This window comes from Micromonospora sp. NPDC048063 (assembly GCF_043202855.1).
Taxonomy (GTDB): Bacteria; Actinomycetota; Actinomycetes; order Mycobacteriales; family Micromonosporaceae; genus Micromonospora.
Map to the genome: position 1 here is coordinate 24,800 of NZ_JBIDBG010000003.1, position 16,828 is coordinate 41,627.

The window sequence follows — 16,828 nt, forward strand, 5'->3', positions numbered from 1 at the left end:
GGGCCGGTCGCCGTGTGTGCCGATTACGCTACGTATTGATGGGCTGTTCGGCAAGATGCCGGCGGGCGGTTGGAACTGTCCAGAAGTGGACTTGACCTGGGGCGCAGCGTGTCGAGGCGGCGCGGCGGGTCAGTGACGCAGCGTGCGAATGAGGTCGAGCACCTGCCGGGTGACCGGGCGCAGCACCCGCAACCGGGACAGCCCCACCAGCCGGTCGACCAACGGCACCGCGCCGTCGATGAGCTGCCGGGTCTTGGCCTGCTGCGGGGACCGGTCGTGGACCCAGTAGAGGACCACCCCCATGTACGCGAGCCACAGCAGCTCGGGCAGGTGGGGACGCAGCTCGGCGTCCACCTTCGCGGTCGAGCCGTCGAGGACCTCGGCGAAGAGGTCGACGGCCGCCTTCCTGGGCGCGGACGACTCGGCGGAGAACGGGCTGAGCGGGGACGTCGGCTCCGCCGCCGTCTTGAAGAAGCTCGCCGCGAAGTCGTGCGAGGGGGTGAGCACGTCGATGCCGGCGTGCAGCACCCCGGCGAGCCGGGCGGCGAAGTCGGACTCCCGGTCGAGCACCGGCTGCGCCGCCGCCCGGTGCTGGAGCTGGGCGCGGGCGTAGAACTCCTGGATCAGGTGGTCCTTGGAGCCGAAGTAGTAGTAGGCGTTGCCCACCGCCACCCCGGCCTCCTGGGCGATGGCGCGCATGGTGGTCCGGGCGTACCCCCGCTCCTGGAACAGCCGCATCGCCGTGTCCAGGATGAGCTGCCGCGTCTGCTCGCCCCGGGCGGTGGCCGGCTCACCCGCAGCGGTCGTCGGCGCAGTCTGCTCGGTCATCGGGCTCACCGTATCCCGCCGGGTCGTCCACCGGGCCCGCCCACGGGTCGCGGACGCGCTCGCGTACCGACGCGGCGGCGGCGACGATCCGGCGGGCCAGCGGCAGCAGGTGCGGGCGCGCCAGCCGCTCGGCGGCGCCCCGGTGGTCGGCCAGCGCCCACAGGCAGGCGAACCAGGCGCCGTCGCCCGCGTACACCTCGCCGGTGTCCGCGACCACGGTGAGGTCGCGCAGTGTCGCGTCGGGGTCCAGCCCGGGGAAGCGCCGCCGGGCCTCGGCGGAGCCGGCCGGCACGAACTCCAGGGGTACGAGCTGAGCGCGGGACGCCAGCCAGTGGCGGGCGGCGCGGCAGAGCGGGCAGTGCGCGTCGTAGAGGACGGTGAACCCCCGGATGCCACCGCCCCCGTGCGCGGTGGCATCCGGAACCCCGCCCGTTCCGTCGCCGGGCGGGACGGTCATCGGGCCGGCGGCGTGCCGGGGCCGGCCTCCGGCCCGGGGCCGGTCGGGCCGGCGGGCTGTTGGGTGCCGACGGGCTGGCGTGGGCCGCCGGGCTGCGGGTTGCCGGGGTGGAGGTTGCCGGGGTACGGGCCGACCGGGTGCGGGCCGGCCGCGGCGGCCGGGTGGGGGCCGCGGGGCGTGGGCTGCATCGGCAGCCGGCCGACCGGGGCGAGCGGCGGATGGGTGGCGAGCTGGCGCAGCCGGCCCCGGCGGTACCGGCCGAGCGCGAAGACGTTGAAGAAGTGCAGCGCGCCCAGCACCAGCAGCACCAGGCCGATCTTGAGGGAGAGCTCCTCCATGGCCTGGGCGGTGGACCCGACCGGGTCGGGGTGCTTCATCGCCACCGTGACGTAGCCGAGGTTGAGCAGGTAGAAGCCGACCACGAGCAGGCTGTTCACCGCACGGGCCAGCCGCTCGTCGGCGAACACCTCCTCGAGGAAGACCAACCCGTTGCGGGAGAGCGCCCGGGCCACCCACACGGTCAGCCCGATGCTGACCGCCAGGTAGACCAGGTACATCCAGACCTTGGTGTCCATCGCCGACGCCCTTCTTGAACGTGTTCAAGTTTGTTGCCATGAGCGTAGGGCACTCTTTGAACGCGTTCAAGAGTGGGTGGCGCGGTGTCAGGGGTCGGTCATTCCGACGGCGCACCCCGGGCCCGCGCCGTCAAGCCGCCGGCCCGGGCCCGGGTGCCGCCGCCCGCGTCAGCCGGCCAGGCCGAGCACCTCGGCCGCCGCCCGGCCGTTGGCGTGGCTCGCGCCGTACGTGGTGACGAACGCCCGTACGCCCGCCGGCCGCCACTGGGCCGGCCAGCCCATCTCGACCACGGTCACCGGGTGCGCGGCGGCCAGCGCGGCGATCAGCTCGGGGCCGCCCGGCAGGCGGTGCAGGTGGCGACCGACCAGCACGATCGGCCGGTCCCCGGCGAGCCGGCGCAGGGCCGCCGGCTCGGTCTCGGCCGCGACCACGCGCAGCTCCTCCACGCCGTCGAGGTGCGGGCCGAGGCCCCACGGCACCCGTCCCTCGGCGATGGTCGAGGCGGCGTGCAGCTGCACGACCAGCGGGCGGTCCAGGCCGGACAGGGCCCCCTCCACCCGGACGGCCCGCCGTGCCGCGGCGTACCCGAGTTCGGTGGACGCGGCCGAGGTCGCGCCGGTGGCCCGGGTCCACGCGGCGAGCGTCGCGACGCGGCCGGCCGCCTCCTCGACCCGGGCCCGGTCCAGCCGGCCGTCGGCGAGCGCGCCGACGATCTCCGTGACCACCCGCTCGACCAGCTCGGCGTCGACCTTGGCGCCGATGCAGAGCAGGTCGGCGCCCGCGGTGAGGGCCCGTACGGCGGCGGGGCCCACCCCGCCGGCGGCCACGGCGGCACCCTTCATCTCCAGCGCGTCGGTGATGACGGTGCCGGTGAAGCCGTACTCGCCGCGCAGCAGGTCGACCAGGACCGCCCGGCTGAACGTGGCGGGGCCGTCGCCGGTCAGCGCCGGCACCCGGATGTGCGCGGTCATCACGGCCTGCGCGCCGGCCGCCACGACCGCGGCGAAGGGCGGCAGGTCGCGCTCGCGGAGCACGTCGAGTGGCACGTCCACGGTGGGCAGTTCGTAGTGGGAGTCGGCGACCGTCGCGCCGTGCCCCGGGAAGTGCTTGGCGCAGGCGGCCACCCCGGCGGCCTGGAGGCCGGCGACCGCCGCGGCGGAGTGCGCGGCGACCCGCACCGGGTCGGCGCCGAACGAGCGGGTGCCGATGACCGGGTTCTCGTCGGCGGTGTTGACGTCCACGGTCGGCGCGAGGTCGACGGTGATGCCGAGGCCCGCCAGCTCCGCGCCGATGGCCTCGTAGACCCGGCGGGTCAGCGCCACGTCGTCGATCGCGCCGAGCGCGGCGTTGCCCGGGTACGGGCTGCCGGTGGCGTGCGCCAGCCGGGTGACGTCACCGCCCTCCTCGTCGATCGCGATCAGCACGTCCGGCCGGCCCGCGCGCAGGGCGGCGGTGCTCGCCGCCAACTGCCCCGGGTCGTGGACGTTGGTGCCGAAGAGGGTGTGCCCGGCGAGTCCCTCGGCCACCAGGTCGACCGCCCAGTCCGGCGGGACCGGCCCCGGGTACGCGGCGAGCAGCGTGCCGAGCGCGAGCCGGCGCAGTCCTGGATCGAGCCCCACGTGATCTTCCCCTTTCGGTGCCCGAGGGCACGGATGTCGTACCGGCGGCGGTCGGCGACGTACCGGGTCGGCCGAGCGCCCCGGTCCCGGGCGGCCGATACGCTACGGCTACCCGTTTGCAGGTCCGTTTACAGTTAGCAAGGTTTAACAAAATTAGAGGACGTGGCATGAGTTCGACCCGGCTGCCCGGCACCCCCCGCCTGTTGCGGGCGCTCAACGACCGCGCGGCGCTGGAGCTGCTGCTGGAGCAGGGGCCGCTGACCCGGGCCCGCCTCGGCGAGCTGACCGGGTTGTCCAAGGTCACCGCCTCCCAGCTGGTCGAACGGCTGGAGGAGCGGGGGCTGGTCACCCGGGTCGGCGAGCAGGCCGGCGGGCGGGGACCGAACGCCCAGCTCTACGCCGTGCGGCCGGGCAGCGCGCACGTGGTCGGCGTGGACGTCGGCGCCGACCGGGTGGTCGCCGCGTGCGCGGACATCACCGGCGCCGTGATCGGCCGCGTCGAGCAGTCGACCCGGGACACCGACGACCCGGTCGGGGTCGTGCACAACGCGGTGGTCCAGGCCGCGAGCAGCGCCGGGGCGCAGCTGTCGAGCGTACGGCGGATCGTGCTGGGCACCCCCGGCCTGGTCGACCCGGGCACCGGCGACATCACCTTCGCCTTCAACCTGCCGCGCTGGCACAGCGGTCTGCTCGCCGCGCTCCGGGAGGACCTGCACACCCCGGTGGTCTTCGAGAACGACGTCAACCTGGCGGCGGTCGCCGAGGCGCAGTCGGGCGCCGCGCGGGGGCTGACGGACTTCGTCCTGGTCTGGGTCGGCGCGGGCGTCGGCCTGGCGATCGTGCTGGGCGGCCGGCTGCACCACGGCAGCAGCGGTGCCGCGGGCGAGATCGGTTACCTGCCGGTGCCCGGGGCGCCCATCCCGCGCGACGTCTCCCGCCGGGCGAAGCCCGCGTTCCAGCAGTTGATCGGCGCGGAGGCGGTCCGCGAGCTGGCCCGGGCGCACGGCTACCCGGACGACAGCGGCGCCTCCGCCGTGCGGGCCGCGGTCGCCGACGGCACGGCCGGCGGCCCGATGCTCGACGAGGTGGCCCGCCGGCTGGCGCTCGGTGTGGCGAGCACCTGCGTGGTGCTGGACCCGCCGCTGGTGGTGCTCGCCGGTGAGGTCGGCCAGGCCGGCGGGGCGGCGCTGGCGGAGCGGGTGCAGCACGAGGTCGCGGCGATCACCCTGGTCCGGCCCCGGGTCGTGCCCACCGGCCTGACCGAGGAACCGATCCTGCGCGGCGCGCTGCGCACGGCGCTGGACGCGGTCCGCGACGAGGTCTTCGGCTCGACGATCGGCTGACCGCCACCCGCGCGCCGCCGTCGTGCCGGCCGGCCCGGGCGGAGCCGGCCGGTGCCCGCCCGGCGTCGCCCGGACCTGCTCGGCGGAAGCTGCCCGAAGGTGCTCGGCGGGCGTCGCCCGAAGGTGCTCGGCGGGCGTCGGCGGCCCGGAGCGGCGGGGTTGGCCGCGCGTCATGTGAAGGAATATTTCATCATCGGCCCCGGTGCTGCAAGGTGTTGCCGCGCCGGGGCCGGATGACGCCGCAGGTCACATCAGGTCGCGTCGGCGGAACACGGCGAAGGCCGCCGCGGTCAGCGCCCCCGTCAGCCCGAGCAGCAGGACGAGCGACGGCTGCCAGGTCAGCGTCCAGTAGCCGCTGCAGGACGTGGTCAGCCCGTCCGGGCAGGCCCGCAGGTCCCAGAACTCCACCTTGCCGTTCAGCCAGGCGGCCACGTAGCTGGAGAGCACGTACCGGTCCACCTGGACGACGTCCAGGATCTCCATCACCAGCCGGGCCCCCAGCTCCCACACCACGAGGTAGCCGGCGATCGCGCCGAGCGCCGCGGACGTGTGCCGGCCCAGGGTGGCGATGGCGAACCCCATCGCGGTGACCAGCAGCACCAGCAGCATGCCGCGCCCCCACGTCGCGCCCAGCGACCGCCAGAACTCCCCGTCGAGCCGCCCGGGCCGGCCGGCGAGCTGGGCGATCAGCCAGAACGCCCCGAGGTACGCCACCGAGGCGACCAGCGACAGCAGCGCCGTCGCGCCGAGCAGCGTGCCCAGCTTGGCGCCGAGCACCGTCAGCCGCCGGGGCCGCCAGAGCAGCAGGTTGACCACCCCGCCGGAGTTCAGGTCGGCGCCGATGTAGGAGGCGCCGACCAGGAAGCCGAAGAGCACCAGGAAGGCGACGAGGAAGTAGAGCAGCGGCCGGGCCTCCTCGGCGAAGGTGAACACCCCCGTCAGGAAGTCGGCGGCCACCGGGGCCCGCTCCATCTGGGCCGGGTCGACCTCGCTGCAGTCGTCCGGGATGTACTCGTGCACCTCGTCCACCCGGATGACGCCGCGCTGCCGGTCCAGGCAGAGCTGGTGGGTGCGTTCCAGCTCGCTGCGCGCCGCGGCGGCCTGCTGCTCGGCGTCGAGGATCTCCTGGGCGGTGGGCCGGTGGGAGCCGGCGAGGGTGGTCGCCGCGGTGACGCCGAACGCGAGCACCAGCAGGACGACCATGAGCTGCACGAAGCGCCGGGCACCCAGGCGCTCCAGCTCGGCACGGACCAGGTTCACGCGTCCACTCCGCTCGCGTCGAGGTCGATCACCGGTTCCCGGGGCCCCTGGTCGGGCAGCACCGAGTCGTCCACCTGACGGGGGACCGTCGGGTGCGCCGCCGTGCCGGTCAGTTCGAGGAAGACGCTCTCCAGGTCGGGCCGCAGCGGGGTCAGCTCGCGCACCCACAGGCCCGCCTCGCCCAGCGTGCGGCTGACCGTGGCGGCGTCGTCCACGTCGCCCACCACCAGATGGTCGTCGCGCCCGGTCACCGCCATCCCCGCCGCCGCCAGCAGCTCGGCGGCCCGCTCCGGGTCGTCCACCCGCACCAGCAGTTCGTGCCGGTCGAAGCCGGCCAGCACCTCGTCGACCCGCCCGGCGGCCACCCGGCGGCCCCGCGAGATGATCGTCACGTGGTCGCAGATCAGCTGGATCTCGGCCAGGATGTGGCTGGAGACCAGCACGGTCACGCCGGCCTCGGCCAGCGAGCGCATCAGGTCCCGCATCTCCCGGATGCCGGCCGGGTCCAGCCCGTTCGCCGGCTCGTCGAGGATCAGCAGCTCCGGGTCCTTGAGCAGGGCCGAGGCCACCGCCAGGCGCTGCTTCATGCCCAGCGAGTAGCCCTTGACCCGCTCGTCGCCCCGGTCCCGCAGGCCCACCTGCTCCAGCACCTCGTCGACCCGGGCGACCGGCACGCCGCCGGCCCGGGCGAGCAGGCGCAGGGTGCGGTGCCCGGTGAAGTTGCCGAAGAACTGCGGGCTCTCCACGATCGCCCCGACCCGCCCGGCCACCTGGGGCAGCTGCTCCGGCGAGGTCCGCCCCAGGACCGTCATCCGGCCGGCGTCGGCGCGGACCAGCCCGAGCAGGGCACGCAGCGTGGTGGTCTTGCCCGACCCGTTGGGGCCGAGGAAGCCGTGGATCTGGCCGGACTCCACCAGCAGGTCGAAACCGTCGACCGCCACCCGGCGCCCCTGCCGCAGGCTGCGGAAGGTCTTGCGCAGACCCTCGATCTCGATGACCGCGCTCACCGGCGCGGCTCCGTGTTCCGACCGGGCATGGACCGTCCTTCGAGTGTGGTGACCAACGACACGGCGCCTCACCCTACGACCGGGGCGCCGCCCGTGGGGGGCGCCCCGCGCTGCGTGGTTGGATGGTCGGGTGACTGGTGACCTGATCCCCGGCGCCGGCGGCGCCGCAGCCGCGCCCGCGCCCGTGGACGCGGATCTGGTGGTCAGCCTCGACGGCGTCGGCGTACGCCGGTCCGGCACGGCGCTGCTGCACGACCTGGACTGGCGGGTCGAGCTGGACGAGCGCTGGGTGGTGCTCGGCCCGAACGGCGCCGGGAAGACGACACTGCTCAACCTCGCCGCCGGGCGGCTGCACCCGACCACCGGCACCGCCCACGTGCTCGGCGAGCGCATCGGCCGCACCGACGTCAACGAGCTGCGCACGCGCATCGGGCTCTCCACCGCCGCGCTCGCCGAGCGGGTGCCCGCCGACGAGCGGGTCAGCGACGTGGTCGTGACGGCCGCCTGGTCGGTGCTGGGGCGCTGGCGGGAGAGCTACGACAGCGGCGACGAGGCCCGCGCCCGCGCGCTGCTGAGCCAGCTCGGCATCGGCGGCCTCGCCGACCGCGCCTACGGCACGCTGTCCGAGGGGGAGCGCAAGCGGGTGCAGATCGCCCGCGCGCTGATGACGGACCCGGAGCTGCTGCTGCTCGACGAGCCCGCAGCCGGGCTCGACCTGGGCGGGCGGGAGGACCTGGTGGCCCGGCTGGCCGAGCTGGCGTACGACCCGGACGCCCCGGCGCTGGTGCTGGTCACCCACCACGTGGAGGAGATCCCGCCCGGCTTCACCCACGCGCTCCTGCTGCGCGACGGCCAGGTGGTGGCCCAGGGGCTGCTCGGTGACACCCTCACCGGGGACAACCTCTCCAAGACCTTCGGGCTGCCGCTGGTGGTCGAGCGCTCCGGCGACCGGTACACCGCCCGCGCCGCCTGAGGCGCCAGAAGGAGGTCGGCGTGCGGCAGACCAGGGTCGTCGTCGTGGGCAGCGCCAACATGGACCTGGTGGGCACCGCCCCCGCCCTGCCCCGGCCGGGGGAGACCCTGCTCGGCACCGGCTTCGTCATGGTGCCCGGCGGCAAGGGCGCCAACCAGGCCATCGCCGCGGCCCGCGCCGGCGCCTCCTGCGCCTTCCTCGGGGCGATCGGCTCCGACGCGTTCGGCGTCACCCTGCGGGCCCGGATCACCGCCGCCGGCGTCGACACCGACCAGCTCCGCACGACGTACGGCACGTCGGGGGTGGCGCTGGTGATGGTCAACGCCGAGGGTGAGAACGCGATCCTCGTCACCCCGGGCGCGAACGCCTCGATGACCCACCTCACCGAGCCCGAGCTGGCGGCCGTACGCTCCGCGGACGTGCTGCTCGCCCAGCTGGAGATCCCGGTCGGCACGGTGACCCGGGCGGCGGTCGTTGCCCGGGCGGCCGGTAGGCGGGTGGTGCTCAACGCCGCGCCGGCCGTGCCGGTGCCCCCGGAGCTGCTCGCGGCGACGGATCTGCTGGTGGTCAACGAGACCGAGGCGCAGGCGCTCACCGGGCGCGGCCGGGACGACCCGTCGGCCCTGCTCGACCTGGTGCCCCGGGTGGTGCTCACGCTCGGCGCGCAGGGCGCCTGGTACGGCGACCGGGACGGCACGGCCGTGCACGTGCCGGCGGTGAAGGTCGACGTGGTGGACTCCACGGCGACCGGGGACGCCTTCACCGCCGCGCTCGCGGTCGCCTGGGGCGAGGGCCGGGACCTCGTCGACGCGGTGCGTTGGGCGGCGGCGGCCGGGGCGGCCTGCGCCCGCCGGCTCGGCGCCTCCTCGGCCCTGCCCAGCCGGGCCGAGATCGAGGAGCTCTACACGCCCGCCTGATCTGGCCCGGGCGGGTCGGCGCCGACCGGGCCCCGGTGAACGGGGCCGTGGCCGCCCCGCCCTGGGCCGAGCCGCTGACCGCCGCTCACGCCTCCGCGTCGTCGCTGAGCTTCTCGCCCCGACGGCGCAGCATGCCCAACCCCGGGATGCCGGCGACGGCGAGCTTCAGGTCGCGGGTGACGTCGAGCAGGTCGTGCAGGTCCGGGCCGACCCGGTCCAGGGTGGCCAGGATCGGCAGGATGTCCGCCGTCAGGTGCTGCTTGAGCTTGGGCAGCTCGTCGACGAGCCGGATCGCGGCGGTCACCTCCTCGTGGCTGAGCTGCTCGACGAAGCGGTTCGCCATGGGCGCCGCCCGGCGCAACGCCGGCTCGTACGCCGTCAGCAGCTCGGCGGCCGTGGCGGCCGCCTCCGCCGCGGTGCCCACGGCGCCGGCCGCCCGACCGGCCACCGACTCGGCCTCCCTGACCACCACGGACGCGGCGGCGGCCACCTCGGTCGCCGTCCCGATGGCGGCGGTCGCGGCGGCGCTGATCACGGGCACCTCCCGCACCGCGGCGTCGGCGTCGGCGAGCACCTGGTCGGTCCGGTCGAGGGTCTGCTCGACCCGGTCCACCATGCCGTCGACCCGGCCCACCGTGGCGTCGACCCGGTCCACCATGCCGTCGACCCGCTCCACCATGCCGTCGATCCGGTCCACCACCCCGTTGATCCGGGTCAGTAGCGCCTCCACGGAGTCCAGCACGGCGAACGCGCGGGCCGGCACGGCGGCGAACGAGGCCGCCGAGCCGAGGGCCTGGTCGAGGGCGGAGCGGGTCAGACCGACGACCGCGGCGGGCCGGGGGAGGGGAATCACCATGGCACCAAGTGTGCGTCGCCCGCGCCCGAACCGCCGGGCGGCACAACGCGACCCCCGGGCGGCGCCCCAGGGCGAGCCTCCGGGCAGCGCCCCGGGTCAGGACTCCGTGTGCTGCTCGACCGCGCGCTGGACCGCCCGGTAGATCTGCCCGAACCGCAGCGCGTCCGGCGTGCGTAGCAGCAGCACCTCGCGGCCGTGGTGCTGCACCCAGAGTTCGTGCACCTTGCTGCCCCGCTCGTAGGAGCGGTCGAGCCAGCCGAGCGGGATCTCCAGGAACGGGGCCAGGGCCAGCGCGCCGACCACGCACGCGGCGAGGATGACCAGTGCCAGCTGCCACTCGCCCCGGTCCTGCGCCGACCAGGCCAGCGCGAGCACGCAGACCACCGCGATCAGCGGGGGCAGCGAGAGGAGCAGGACCAGGACGCCGCGGCCCAGCACCCGGCCGCGTACCGCCAGCGTCTTCGGCCCCTGCGCGTGCCAGACGTACGTCACGTCGGCGATCGCGACGGCGTGGCCTCCGGCCCGGATCGACTCCGAGGTCACCTGCACCGCGTCGTCCCGGTAATAGAGGGTCATCACTAAGCCTAACCGCTGCGCCGGGTCTGCGGCCGGCCGAGGTGGACGGCGCTCGATGCGGCCGGGCTCAATTTTTCAGAACCAACCGATCACCCGGGCAACGTTCAAGGACGGGGTTCTAGCGACGGCGGGGCGTCACCGGCTGGCCGGCCTCCACCGCCCGCTGCACCGCGCGGTAGATCTGCCCGAAGCGCAGCGCGTCGCCGGTGCGCAGCAGCCGCACCGGCTGGCCGCGCCAGCGGGCCCAGATCTCCAGTTGTCGGCTGCCCCGCGCGTACGAGCGGTCCAGGTGCTCGAAGAGGAAGTCGGCGACCGGCCCGACCGCGAGCCCGACGAGCACCGAGGCCCCGACGATGGCGACGGTGACGGTGAGGGAGCGGTCCAGCGTGAGCGCCAGCGCGATGCCGAGCGCGGCGGCCACCAGGGGGCCGGCCAGCGCCGCGCCGATCGCGCCCCGGCCGGCGAGCACCCGCCAGGACCGGCTGCCGCGCTGGTGCCAGACCATGCTGATCTCGGCCAGCCGGAACGTGCGGCCGTCCACGCGGACGGCGGTGGACGTGATCTGGACCGACCTGTCGTCGTAGTAAGTGATCATGGCTGCACTCCCGGTGGCGGGCCTGACACCACACTACTGACCCCGACGGCCCGCGCCGTAAGGTTGGCCCGCGACTTCGACGAGGAAGTGAGGGCCAGCGTGGGCGAGTTCGTGCGGCTGGAGACCAAGGACGGCATCGGCACCATCCGGCTGGATCGGCCGCCGATGAACGCGCTGAACACCCAGGTGCAGGAGGAGTTGCGCGCCGCGGCCGCGGCGGCCACCGCGGACCCGGGTGTCCGCGCCGTCATCGTGTACGGCGGGGAGAAGGTCTTCGCCGCCGGCGCGGACATCAAGGAGATGGCCGACATGTCCTACGTGGACATGGCGGAGCGGGCGGCCGACCTGTCCAGCGCGCTCGGCGCGATCGCCCGGATCCCGAAGCCGGTCGTCGCCGCGATCACCGGTTACGCCCTGGGCGGCGGCTGCGAGCTGGCGCTGGCGTGCGACTGGCGGGTCGTCGCCGAGGACGCGAAGCTCGGCCAGCCGGAGATCAAGCTCGGCATCATTCCCGGCGCGGGCGGCACCCAGCGGCTGGCCCGCCTGGTCGGCCCGGCCCGCGCCAAGGACCTGATCATGTCCGGCCGGATGGTGGACGCCCAGGAGGCGCTGCGGATCGGGCTGGCCGACCGGGTGGCCCCGGCCGCCGAGGTCTACGAGGCCGCGGTCGAGCTGGTGCGCCCGTACCTCACCGGCCCGGTGCAGGCCCTGCGCGCCGCGAAGCTCGCGGTGGACGGCGGCCTGGACATGGACCTCGCCTCCGGCCTGGCGTGGGAGAGCCAGCTCTTCGCGGCGCTCTTCGCCACCGACGACCGCCGCGAGGGCATGGCGGCGTTCGTGGCCAAGCGCAAGCCGGACTTCACCGGCCGCTGACCGGCGTGGGGCCGGCGGCGTGCCCGCCGGCCCAGTGGCTCGCCCACTGCGGGGCGTCCACCACCGACGTGGACGCCCCGCGCCGAGCCGAGGACGGTTCACATTCCGCCTACCGGTGAGTAGCGTGTGACTCCGGTCATGCGGACGAAGGGACAGCGGCGATGACGGAGCGGATCGAAGGTCACGGCGGGGAGCTCGCGCTCGCGGCGCTGCGCGCGTACGGGGTGCGGGAGATGTTCACCCTCTCCGGCGGGCACGTCTTCCCGCTCTACGACGCCGCGCACAAGACCGGCTTCCCCCTCTACGACGTCCGGCACGAGCAGTCGGCGGTCTTCGCCGCCGAGGCGGTGGCGAAGCTCCAGCGCCGCCCCGGCCTCGCCGTACTCACCGCCGGCCCCGGCGTCACCAACGGCATCTCGGGGCTGACCAGCGCCTACTTCAACGCCTCGCCGGTGCTGGTGCTCGGTGGTCGGGCCCCGCAGTTCCGCTGGGGCTCCGGCAGCCTCCAGGAGATGGACCACCTGCCGCTGGTCGCCCCGGTCACCAAGCACGCCGAGACGGTGTTCAGCCCCGACGACATCCCGCGCGCGGTGACCGCGGCGCTGACCACCGCGCTCACCCCGCACCGGGGCCCGGTCTTCCTCGACTTCCCCCTGGAGGCGGTCTTCTCGGTCGCCGACGCCGAACTCCCCGCCCCGCCGGGCATCGCGCCCGTCGAGCCCGACCCGGACGAGGTGGCGAAGGCGGCCACCCTGATCGCCGCCGCCAGCCGCCCGGTGATCATCGCCGGCTCCGACGTCTACGCCGGGGACGCGGTTGACGCCCTGCGGGCCGCCGCCGAGGCGCTCCAGGTGCCGGTCTTCACCAACGGGATGGGCCGGGGCGCGCTGCCGCCCGAGCACCCGCTCGCCTTCGCCAAGGCCCGCCGGGTGGCGCTCAAGGGCGCCGACGTGGTCGTGGTGATCGGCACCCCGCTGGACTTCCGGCTCAGCTTCGGCGACTTCGGCGACGCGAAGGTGGTGCACGTCGTCGACGCGCCCAGCCAGCGGGCCGGGCACGTCCAGCCGGCCGCCGCCCCCGCCGGCGACCTCCGGCTGGTCCTCACCGCGTTCGCCGACCACCCCGGCGACCGGGCCGACCACGCCGACTGGATCGCCGGGCTGCGCACCGCCGAGGACGCCGCGAAGGCCCGCGACGCCGCGGAGATGGCCGCCGAGACCGACCCGATCCGGCCCGCCCGGGTCTACGGCGAGCTGCGCCGGGTCCTGGCCCGCGACGCCATCACGATCGGCGACGGCGGCGACTTCGTCTCGTACGCCGGCCGCTACCTGGAGCCCGCCCAGCCCGGCACCTGGCTCGACCCGGGCCCGTACGGCTGCCTCGGCACCGGCATGGGCTACGCGATGGGGGCCCGGGTCAGCCACCCCGACCGGCAGATCTGTGTGCTGATGGGCGACGGCGCGGCCGGCTTCTCGCTGATGGACGTGGAGTCCCTCGCCCGGCAGAAGCTGCCCGTGGTGATCGTGGTCGGCAACAACGGCATCTGGGGCCTGGAGAAGCACCCCATGCGCGCCATGTACGGCTACGACGTCGCCGCCGACCTCCAGCCGGAGCTGCGCTACGACCAGGTGGTGAGCGCCCTCGGCGGCGCGGGCGAGACGGTGGCGAAGGCCGCCGACCTCGGGCCGGCCCTGCAGCGCGCCTTCGACGCCGGCGTGCCGTACCTGGTGAACGTGCTCACCGACCCGGCTGACGCGTACCCCCGCTCGTCGAACCTGGCCTGAACCACCGCCCGCCGCCGTCGCCGCGCCCGGCGACGGCGGCGGGCGCGTTTCACGACCAGCTAAATCGGCGGAATGTCAGCGCCTGTCGCCGTAACGTCAGCCCGGGATCGGCGGAATGTCAGGGATGCCGGTCATGGTGGCTCGACCAGCGAGAACGACAGGAGTTGCGATGGATTACGCGATCCGCGCGGAGGGGCTGGTGCGCCGGTTCGGCGACACCACCGCCCTCGCCGGAGTTGACCTGTCCGTCCCCACCGGCACGGTCTTCGGCCTGCTCGGTCCCAACGGGGCCGGCAAGACCACCACCGTCCGGGTGCTCGCCACCCTGCTGCGCGCCGACGAGGGGCGCGCCACGGTCGGCGGCTTCGACGTGGTGCGCGACGCCCACCGGGTGCGCCAGCTCATCGGCCTGACCGGCCAGTACGCCTCGGTCGACGAGACGCTCACCGGGGCGGAGAACCTGCTGCTCATCGGCCGGCTGCTCGGCTCCTCCCGGGCCGACGCCAGGGCCCGCGCCCGGCAGTTGCTCGCCGACTTCCACCTCAGCGACGCCGCCGACCGGCCGGCCAAGACCTACTCGGGGGGCATGCGCCGCCGGCTCGACCTCGCCGCCAGCCTGGTCGGCCGGCCGCAGGTGCTCTTCCTCGACGAGCCGACCACCGGCCTCGACCCGCGCAGCCGCAACGAGCTGTGGGACATCGTGCGCGGCCTGGTCTCCGACGGGGTGACGGTGCTGCTCACCACGCAGTACCTGGAGGAGGCCGACCAGCTCGCCGGCGAGATCGCCGTCGTCGACCACGGCCGGGTGATCGCGCAGGGCACGCCCGAGGAACTGAAGGCCAGGACCGGCGGCCAGGTGCTCGCGGTCCGGCCCGCGGACGCCGCCGACCTGGCGACCGTGGTGGCCATCGCCGGCGAGGTGGTCCACGCCACCCCGGAGGTGGCCCAGAGCACCGTCACCGTGCCGGTGAACGACCCGGGCGTGCTGCCCGCCGTGGTGGGCCGCCTCGACGCCGCCGGCATCGCGGTCGCCGAGCTGGCCCTGCGCGGCTCCAGCCTGGACGAGGTGTTCCTCCAGCTGACCGGGCACCGCGCCGACGCCGACGCCCCTTCCGGGGCCGACCTGGAGAGGACCCCGGCATGACCGCCGCCACCCTGACCGCGCCGGTCGCGCCGGCCCGCCGGCTCGGCCCCGCCGCCGGGCTGCGCCACACGTTGACCCTGGCCTGGCGCAGCCTGGTGCAGATCAAGCACAACCCGATGGAGCTGCTCGACCTGAGCATCCAGCCGGTGATGTTCGTCCTGCTGTTCACGTACGTGTTCGGCGGGGCGATCTCCGGCTCGCCCGGGGACTATCTGACCTTCGCGCTGCCGGGCATCATCGTGCAGAACGCCTTCTTCGCCACCATGACCACCGGGTTCGGGCTGAACAACGACCTCACCAAGGGCGTCTTCGACCGGCTCCGGTCGCTGCCCATCGCCCGCTGGGCGCCGCTGGCCGGGCGGATCCTCGCCGACACGGTCAAGCAGGCGTGGTCGGTGTCGCTGCTCGTCGGCGTCGGCGTGATCCTCGGCTTCCGCCTGGGCAACGGCCTGCCCGGCCTGCTCGGGGCGTTCGCCCTGCTGCTCGCGTTCTCGCTGGCCGCGTCGTGGATCTCGGTGCTGGTCGGCGTGCTGGTCAGCGAGCCGGAGAAGGTGCAGATCTTCGGCTTTATGGTGATCTTCCCGCTGACCTTCACCAGCAACGCGTTCGTGCCGACCGAGACGATGCCCGGCTGGCTCCAGTCCTGGGTCGAGGTCAACCCGGTCACCATCCTGGCCGACGCGCTGCGCGGCCTGCTGGTCGGCGGGCCGGTGGCCGCGCCGGTGGTGCAGTCGCTGCTCTGGGCGGCCGTCCTCGCGGCGATCTTCGCCCCGCTCGCCGTGCGCGGGCTCCGGCGCCGGGTGTGACCCGCAGCCGGCCGCCGGCTACACCTCGGGGCGGTCCTCCTCGCGCGGCGGCTCGCCCTCGCGTCGGCGCAGGTCGTCCTCGCGGCGGCGCAGGTCCTCCTCCCAGCGGGTGAACAGCTCCTGGTCCTCCCGCCGGGAGCGCTCGCCGAGCGAGCGGAGGAACTCGGGATCGTCGTCCGGGGCGACCGGGCGGGGCCGCTCGCGGGCCGGCAGGATCCGGCCCGTCGACGGCGCGCCGCCGGGCCGGCCCGGGGTGCGCTCGCGCCCGGCGGCGAACCAGGCGAGGGAGCCGAGCAGCGGGAAGAACAGGATGATCAGCACCCAGGCGATCCGGGGCAGGGCCTTGATCTCGCCCTCCTCGGCGGAGAGGCAGCTGATCAGCGCGCAGACCGCGAGGACGATCTGCACCACGAAGAGGAGGACGTACAACCGGGCCATGGGTCAATGATGGCGCACCCGGTCCCGTCAACCCAGCCCGCGCGCCGCCAGGAGCGCACCGAGCAGCGCGTAGCCGGCGGTGGCCAGGGCGACCAGGGGCAGCGCCCGCCCGTAGCGGGAGGCCGGGCCGACGGCGTTCGCCCGCCGCCAGCAGACCGCCAGCGCCGCGGCCCAGCCGAGCACGGCCAGCCCGGCGACGAGCGCGCCGAGCGTCCCGCCGGCGGGCGGGCCGGTGAGCGCCAGCCGCACGGTCAGCACCATGATCACCGTGAGCGCCAGCGCCGTGCGCCGCCAGGCCAGCCGGGTCCGCTCGGGTTGCAGCCCGGGGTCGCGCGCCGGCCGGCCCGGCGGCGTCCGCTGCGCGCCGGCGCTCACCGTTCGCCGACCGCCCGGGCCAGCACCGCCGCCACCAGCAGCAGCGCGCCGAGGCCGACGGCGAGGGCGAGCACCGCCGGGAAGCGGGAGGCCGGCAGTTCCTCGCCGAGCCGGATCGCCCGCTCCGTACGCGCCCAGTGGTCGACGGCCCGGACCGCCACCGTTCCGCCGAGCAGCAGCAGCGCGACGGCGATCACCTCACGCAGGTGTGCCAGCGGCAGCGGCGGCAGGAACTGGGCGGCGGCGAGCCCACCCGCGACCAGCGCCAGCCCCGTACGCAGCCAGGCCAGGAAGGTCCGCTCGTTGGCCAGCGAGAAGCGGTAGTCGGGGGTGCTGCCGACCGAGCGCAGTTCGCGCGGGTCGAACCATCGCCTGATCGCCTGCCACACGTGCCGATTATC

Annotated in this window: 19 protein-coding genes; 7 read left to right on the forward strand and 12 right to left on the reverse strand. The window is 75.1% G+C overall.

What is annotated here, in order from left to right; translation table 11 throughout:
- Nucleotides 1–129: 129 nt before the first annotated feature.
- The 4 genes from ACGFZ2_RS08495 to ACGFZ2_RS08510 form a co-directional block, all read right to left on the reverse strand.
- Nucleotides 130–828 carry a TetR family transcriptional regulator gene (locus ACGFZ2_RS08495; protein WP_393266968.1) on the reverse strand — a complete coding sequence of 233 codons (699 nt, stop codon included), beginning with the start codon at nt 826–828 and terminating at the stop codon, nt 130–132.
- Entirely contained in the window at nt 791–1,285 is a 495-nt protein-coding gene (locus ACGFZ2_RS08500) for a thiol-disulfide oxidoreductase DCC family protein (protein WP_393451510.1), read from the reverse strand. Before ACGFZ2_RS08500 ends, ACGFZ2_RS08495 begins: the two co-directional genes overlap by 38 nt.
- Nucleotides 1,282–1,860: a hypothetical protein gene (locus ACGFZ2_RS08505; RefSeq protein ID WP_393451513.1), complete on the reverse strand. Its 579-nt coding sequence runs from the start codon at nt 1,858–1,860 to the stop codon at nt 1,282–1,284. The genes ACGFZ2_RS08500 and ACGFZ2_RS08505 overlap by 4 nt, the downstream gene beginning before the upstream one ends.
- Nucleotides 1,861–2,028: 168 nt before the next feature.
- The gene (locus tag ACGFZ2_RS08510) at nt 2,029–3,480 is read right to left on the reverse strand and encodes a glycoside hydrolase family 3 N-terminal domain-containing protein (RefSeq protein ID WP_393451516.1); all 1,452 of its coding nucleotides are present in this window, start codon (nt 3,478–3,480) and stop codon (nt 2,029–2,031) included.
- A gap of 167 nt (nt 3,481–3,647) precedes the next feature.
- On the opposite strand from ACGFZ2_RS08510, the gene ACGFZ2_RS08515 reads away from it, so the two are divergent.
- A complete protein-coding gene (locus tag ACGFZ2_RS08515; protein ID WP_357453700.1) occupies nt 3,648–4,823 on the forward strand; it encodes an ROK family transcriptional regulator in 1,176 nt (391 codons plus the stop codon).
- A 246-nt stretch (nt 4,824–5,069) separates the two neighbouring features.
- Here ACGFZ2_RS08515 and ACGFZ2_RS08520 read toward each other — a convergent pair whose 3' ends face one another.
- Together ACGFZ2_RS08520 and ACGFZ2_RS08525 are read right to left on the reverse strand one after the other, a co-directional pair.
- Nucleotides 5,070–6,083: an ABC transporter permease subunit gene (locus tag ACGFZ2_RS08520; RefSeq protein WP_393451519.1), complete on the reverse strand. Its 1,014-nt coding sequence runs from the start codon at nt 6,081–6,083 to the stop codon at nt 5,070–5,072.
- Complete coding sequence (locus ACGFZ2_RS08525; RefSeq protein ID WP_393451522.1) at nt 6,080–7,090, reverse strand: ABC transporter ATP-binding protein; 1,011 nt, start codon at nt 7,088–7,090, stop codon at nt 6,080–6,082. Before ACGFZ2_RS08525 ends, ACGFZ2_RS08520 begins: the two co-directional genes overlap by 4 nt.
- A 118-nt stretch (nt 7,091–7,208) precedes the next feature.
- On the opposite strand from ACGFZ2_RS08525, the gene ACGFZ2_RS08530 reads away from it, so the two are divergent.
- Both ACGFZ2_RS08530 and ACGFZ2_RS08535 read left to right on the forward strand, forming a co-directional pair.
- Entirely contained in the window at nt 7,209–8,063 is an 855-nt protein-coding gene (locus ACGFZ2_RS08530; protein ID WP_393451525.1) for an ABC transporter ATP-binding protein, read from the forward strand.
- Nucleotides 8,064–8,083: 20 nt separating this feature from the next.
- Nucleotides 8,084–8,980 (forward strand): ribokinase, encoded by an 897-nt coding sequence (locus tag ACGFZ2_RS08535; RefSeq protein WP_393451528.1) that lies wholly within the window; start codon nt 8,084–8,086, stop codon nt 8,978–8,980.
- An 85-nt stretch (nt 8,981–9,065) separates the two neighbouring features.
- On the opposite strand, the gene ACGFZ2_RS08540 is transcribed toward ACGFZ2_RS08535, so the two are convergent.
- From ACGFZ2_RS08540 to ACGFZ2_RS08550, 3 genes are all read right to left on the reverse strand, one after another.
- Complete coding sequence (locus tag ACGFZ2_RS08540) at nt 9,066–9,836, reverse strand: hypothetical protein (RefSeq protein WP_393451531.1); 771 nt, start codon at nt 9,834–9,836, stop codon at nt 9,066–9,068.
- 96 nt (nt 9,837–9,932) lie between these two features.
- On the reverse strand, nt 9,933–10,412 hold the full coding sequence (locus tag ACGFZ2_RS08545) for a DUF6232 family protein (protein ID WP_357697179.1): 480 nt from the start codon (nt 10,410–10,412) through the stop codon (nt 9,933–9,935).
- A gap of 118 nt (nt 10,413–10,530) precedes the next feature.
- Complete coding sequence (locus ACGFZ2_RS08550) at nt 10,531–11,007, reverse strand: DUF6232 family protein (RefSeq protein WP_393451535.1); 477 nt, start codon at nt 11,005–11,007, stop codon at nt 10,531–10,533.
- A gap of 99 nt (nt 11,008–11,106) precedes the next feature.
- Here ACGFZ2_RS08550 and ACGFZ2_RS08555 point away from each other — a divergent pair, with 99 nt between their 5' ends.
- From ACGFZ2_RS08555 to ACGFZ2_RS08570, 4 genes are all read left to right on the forward strand, one after another.
- On the forward strand, nt 11,107–11,880 hold the full coding sequence (locus tag ACGFZ2_RS08555; protein WP_393451538.1) for an enoyl-CoA hydratase/isomerase family protein: 774 nt from the start codon (nt 11,107–11,109) through the stop codon (nt 11,878–11,880).
- Between the two features lie 161 nt (nt 11,881–12,041).
- Entirely contained in the window at nt 12,042–13,664 is a 1,623-nt protein-coding gene (locus tag ACGFZ2_RS08560) for an acetolactate synthase (RefSeq protein ID WP_393451541.1), read from the forward strand.
- Between the two features lie 169 nt (nt 13,665–13,833).
- Nucleotides 13,834–14,808, forward strand: coding sequence for an ATP-binding cassette domain-containing protein (locus ACGFZ2_RS08565; RefSeq protein ID WP_393451544.1), 975 nt, complete (start codon nt 13,834–13,836; stop codon nt 14,806–14,808).
- A complete protein-coding gene (locus ACGFZ2_RS08570) occupies nt 14,805–15,614 on the forward strand; it encodes an ABC transporter permease (protein WP_393266929.1) in 810 nt (269 codons plus the stop codon). Before ACGFZ2_RS08565 ends, ACGFZ2_RS08570 begins: the two co-directional genes overlap by 4 nt.
- A gap of 18 nt (nt 15,615–15,632) precedes the next feature.
- Here ACGFZ2_RS08570 and ACGFZ2_RS08575 read toward each other — a convergent pair whose 3' ends face one another.
- From ACGFZ2_RS08575 to ACGFZ2_RS08585, 3 genes are read right to left on the reverse strand one after another with little or no spacing between them, the layout of a single operon-like run.
- The gene (locus ACGFZ2_RS08575) at nt 15,633–16,052 is read right to left on the reverse strand and encodes a PLD nuclease N-terminal domain-containing protein (RefSeq protein WP_357453652.1); all 420 of its coding nucleotides are present in this window, start codon (nt 16,050–16,052) and stop codon (nt 15,633–15,635) included.
- A gap of 27 nt (nt 16,053–16,079) precedes the next feature.
- Nucleotides 16,080–16,427 (reverse strand): DUF202 domain-containing protein, encoded by a 348-nt coding sequence (locus ACGFZ2_RS08580; RefSeq protein WP_357453649.1) that lies wholly within the window; start codon nt 16,425–16,427, stop codon nt 16,080–16,082.
- Entirely contained in the window at nt 16,424–16,816 is a 393-nt protein-coding gene (locus tag ACGFZ2_RS08585) for a DUF202 domain-containing protein (RefSeq protein ID WP_350705113.1), read from the reverse strand. Before ACGFZ2_RS08585 ends, ACGFZ2_RS08580 begins: the two co-directional genes overlap by 4 nt.
- Nucleotides 16,817–16,828 lie beyond the last annotated feature (12 nt).

Coding starts and splice junctions, on each gene's coding strand:
- ACGFZ2_RS08540 (WP_393451531.1), bottom strand. CDS start 9,836: ATGGTGATTCCCCTCCCCCGGCCCGCCGCGGTCGTCGGTCTGACCCGC.
- ACGFZ2_RS08495 (WP_393266968.1), bottom strand. CDS start 828: ATGACCGAGCAGACTGCGCCGACGACCGCTGCGGGTGAGCCGGCCACC.
- ACGFZ2_RS08550 (WP_393451535.1), bottom strand. CDS start 11,007: ATGATCACTTACTACGACGACAGGTCGGTCCAGATCACGTCCACCGCC.
- ACGFZ2_RS08570 (WP_393266929.1), top strand. CDS start 14,805: ATGACCGCCGCCACCCTGACCGCGCCGGTCGCGCCGGCCCGCCGGCTC.
- ACGFZ2_RS08500 (WP_393451510.1), bottom strand. CDS start 1,285: ATGACCGTCCCGCCCGGCGACGGAACGGGCGGGGTTCCGGATGCCACC.
- ACGFZ2_RS08505 (WP_393451513.1), bottom strand. CDS start 1,860: ATGGACACCAAGGTCTGGATGTACCTGGTCTACCTGGCGGTCAGCATC.
- ACGFZ2_RS08560 (WP_393451541.1), top strand. CDS start 12,042: ATGACGGAGCGGATCGAAGGTCACGGCGGGGAGCTCGCGCTCGCGGCG.
- ACGFZ2_RS08515 (WP_357453700.1), top strand. CDS start 3,648: ATGAGTTCGACCCGGCTGCCCGGCACCCCCCGCCTGTTGCGGGCGCTC.
- ACGFZ2_RS08575 (WP_357453652.1), bottom strand. CDS start 16,052: ATGGCCCGGTTGTACGTCCTCCTCTTCGTGGTGCAGATCGTCCTCGCG.
- ACGFZ2_RS08565 (WP_393451544.1), top strand. CDS start 13,834: ATGGATTACGCGATCCGCGCGGAGGGGCTGGTGCGCCGGTTCGGCGAC.
- ACGFZ2_RS08545 (WP_357697179.1), bottom strand. CDS start 10,412: ATGACCCTCTATTACCGGGACGACGCGGTGCAGGTGACCTCGGAGTCG.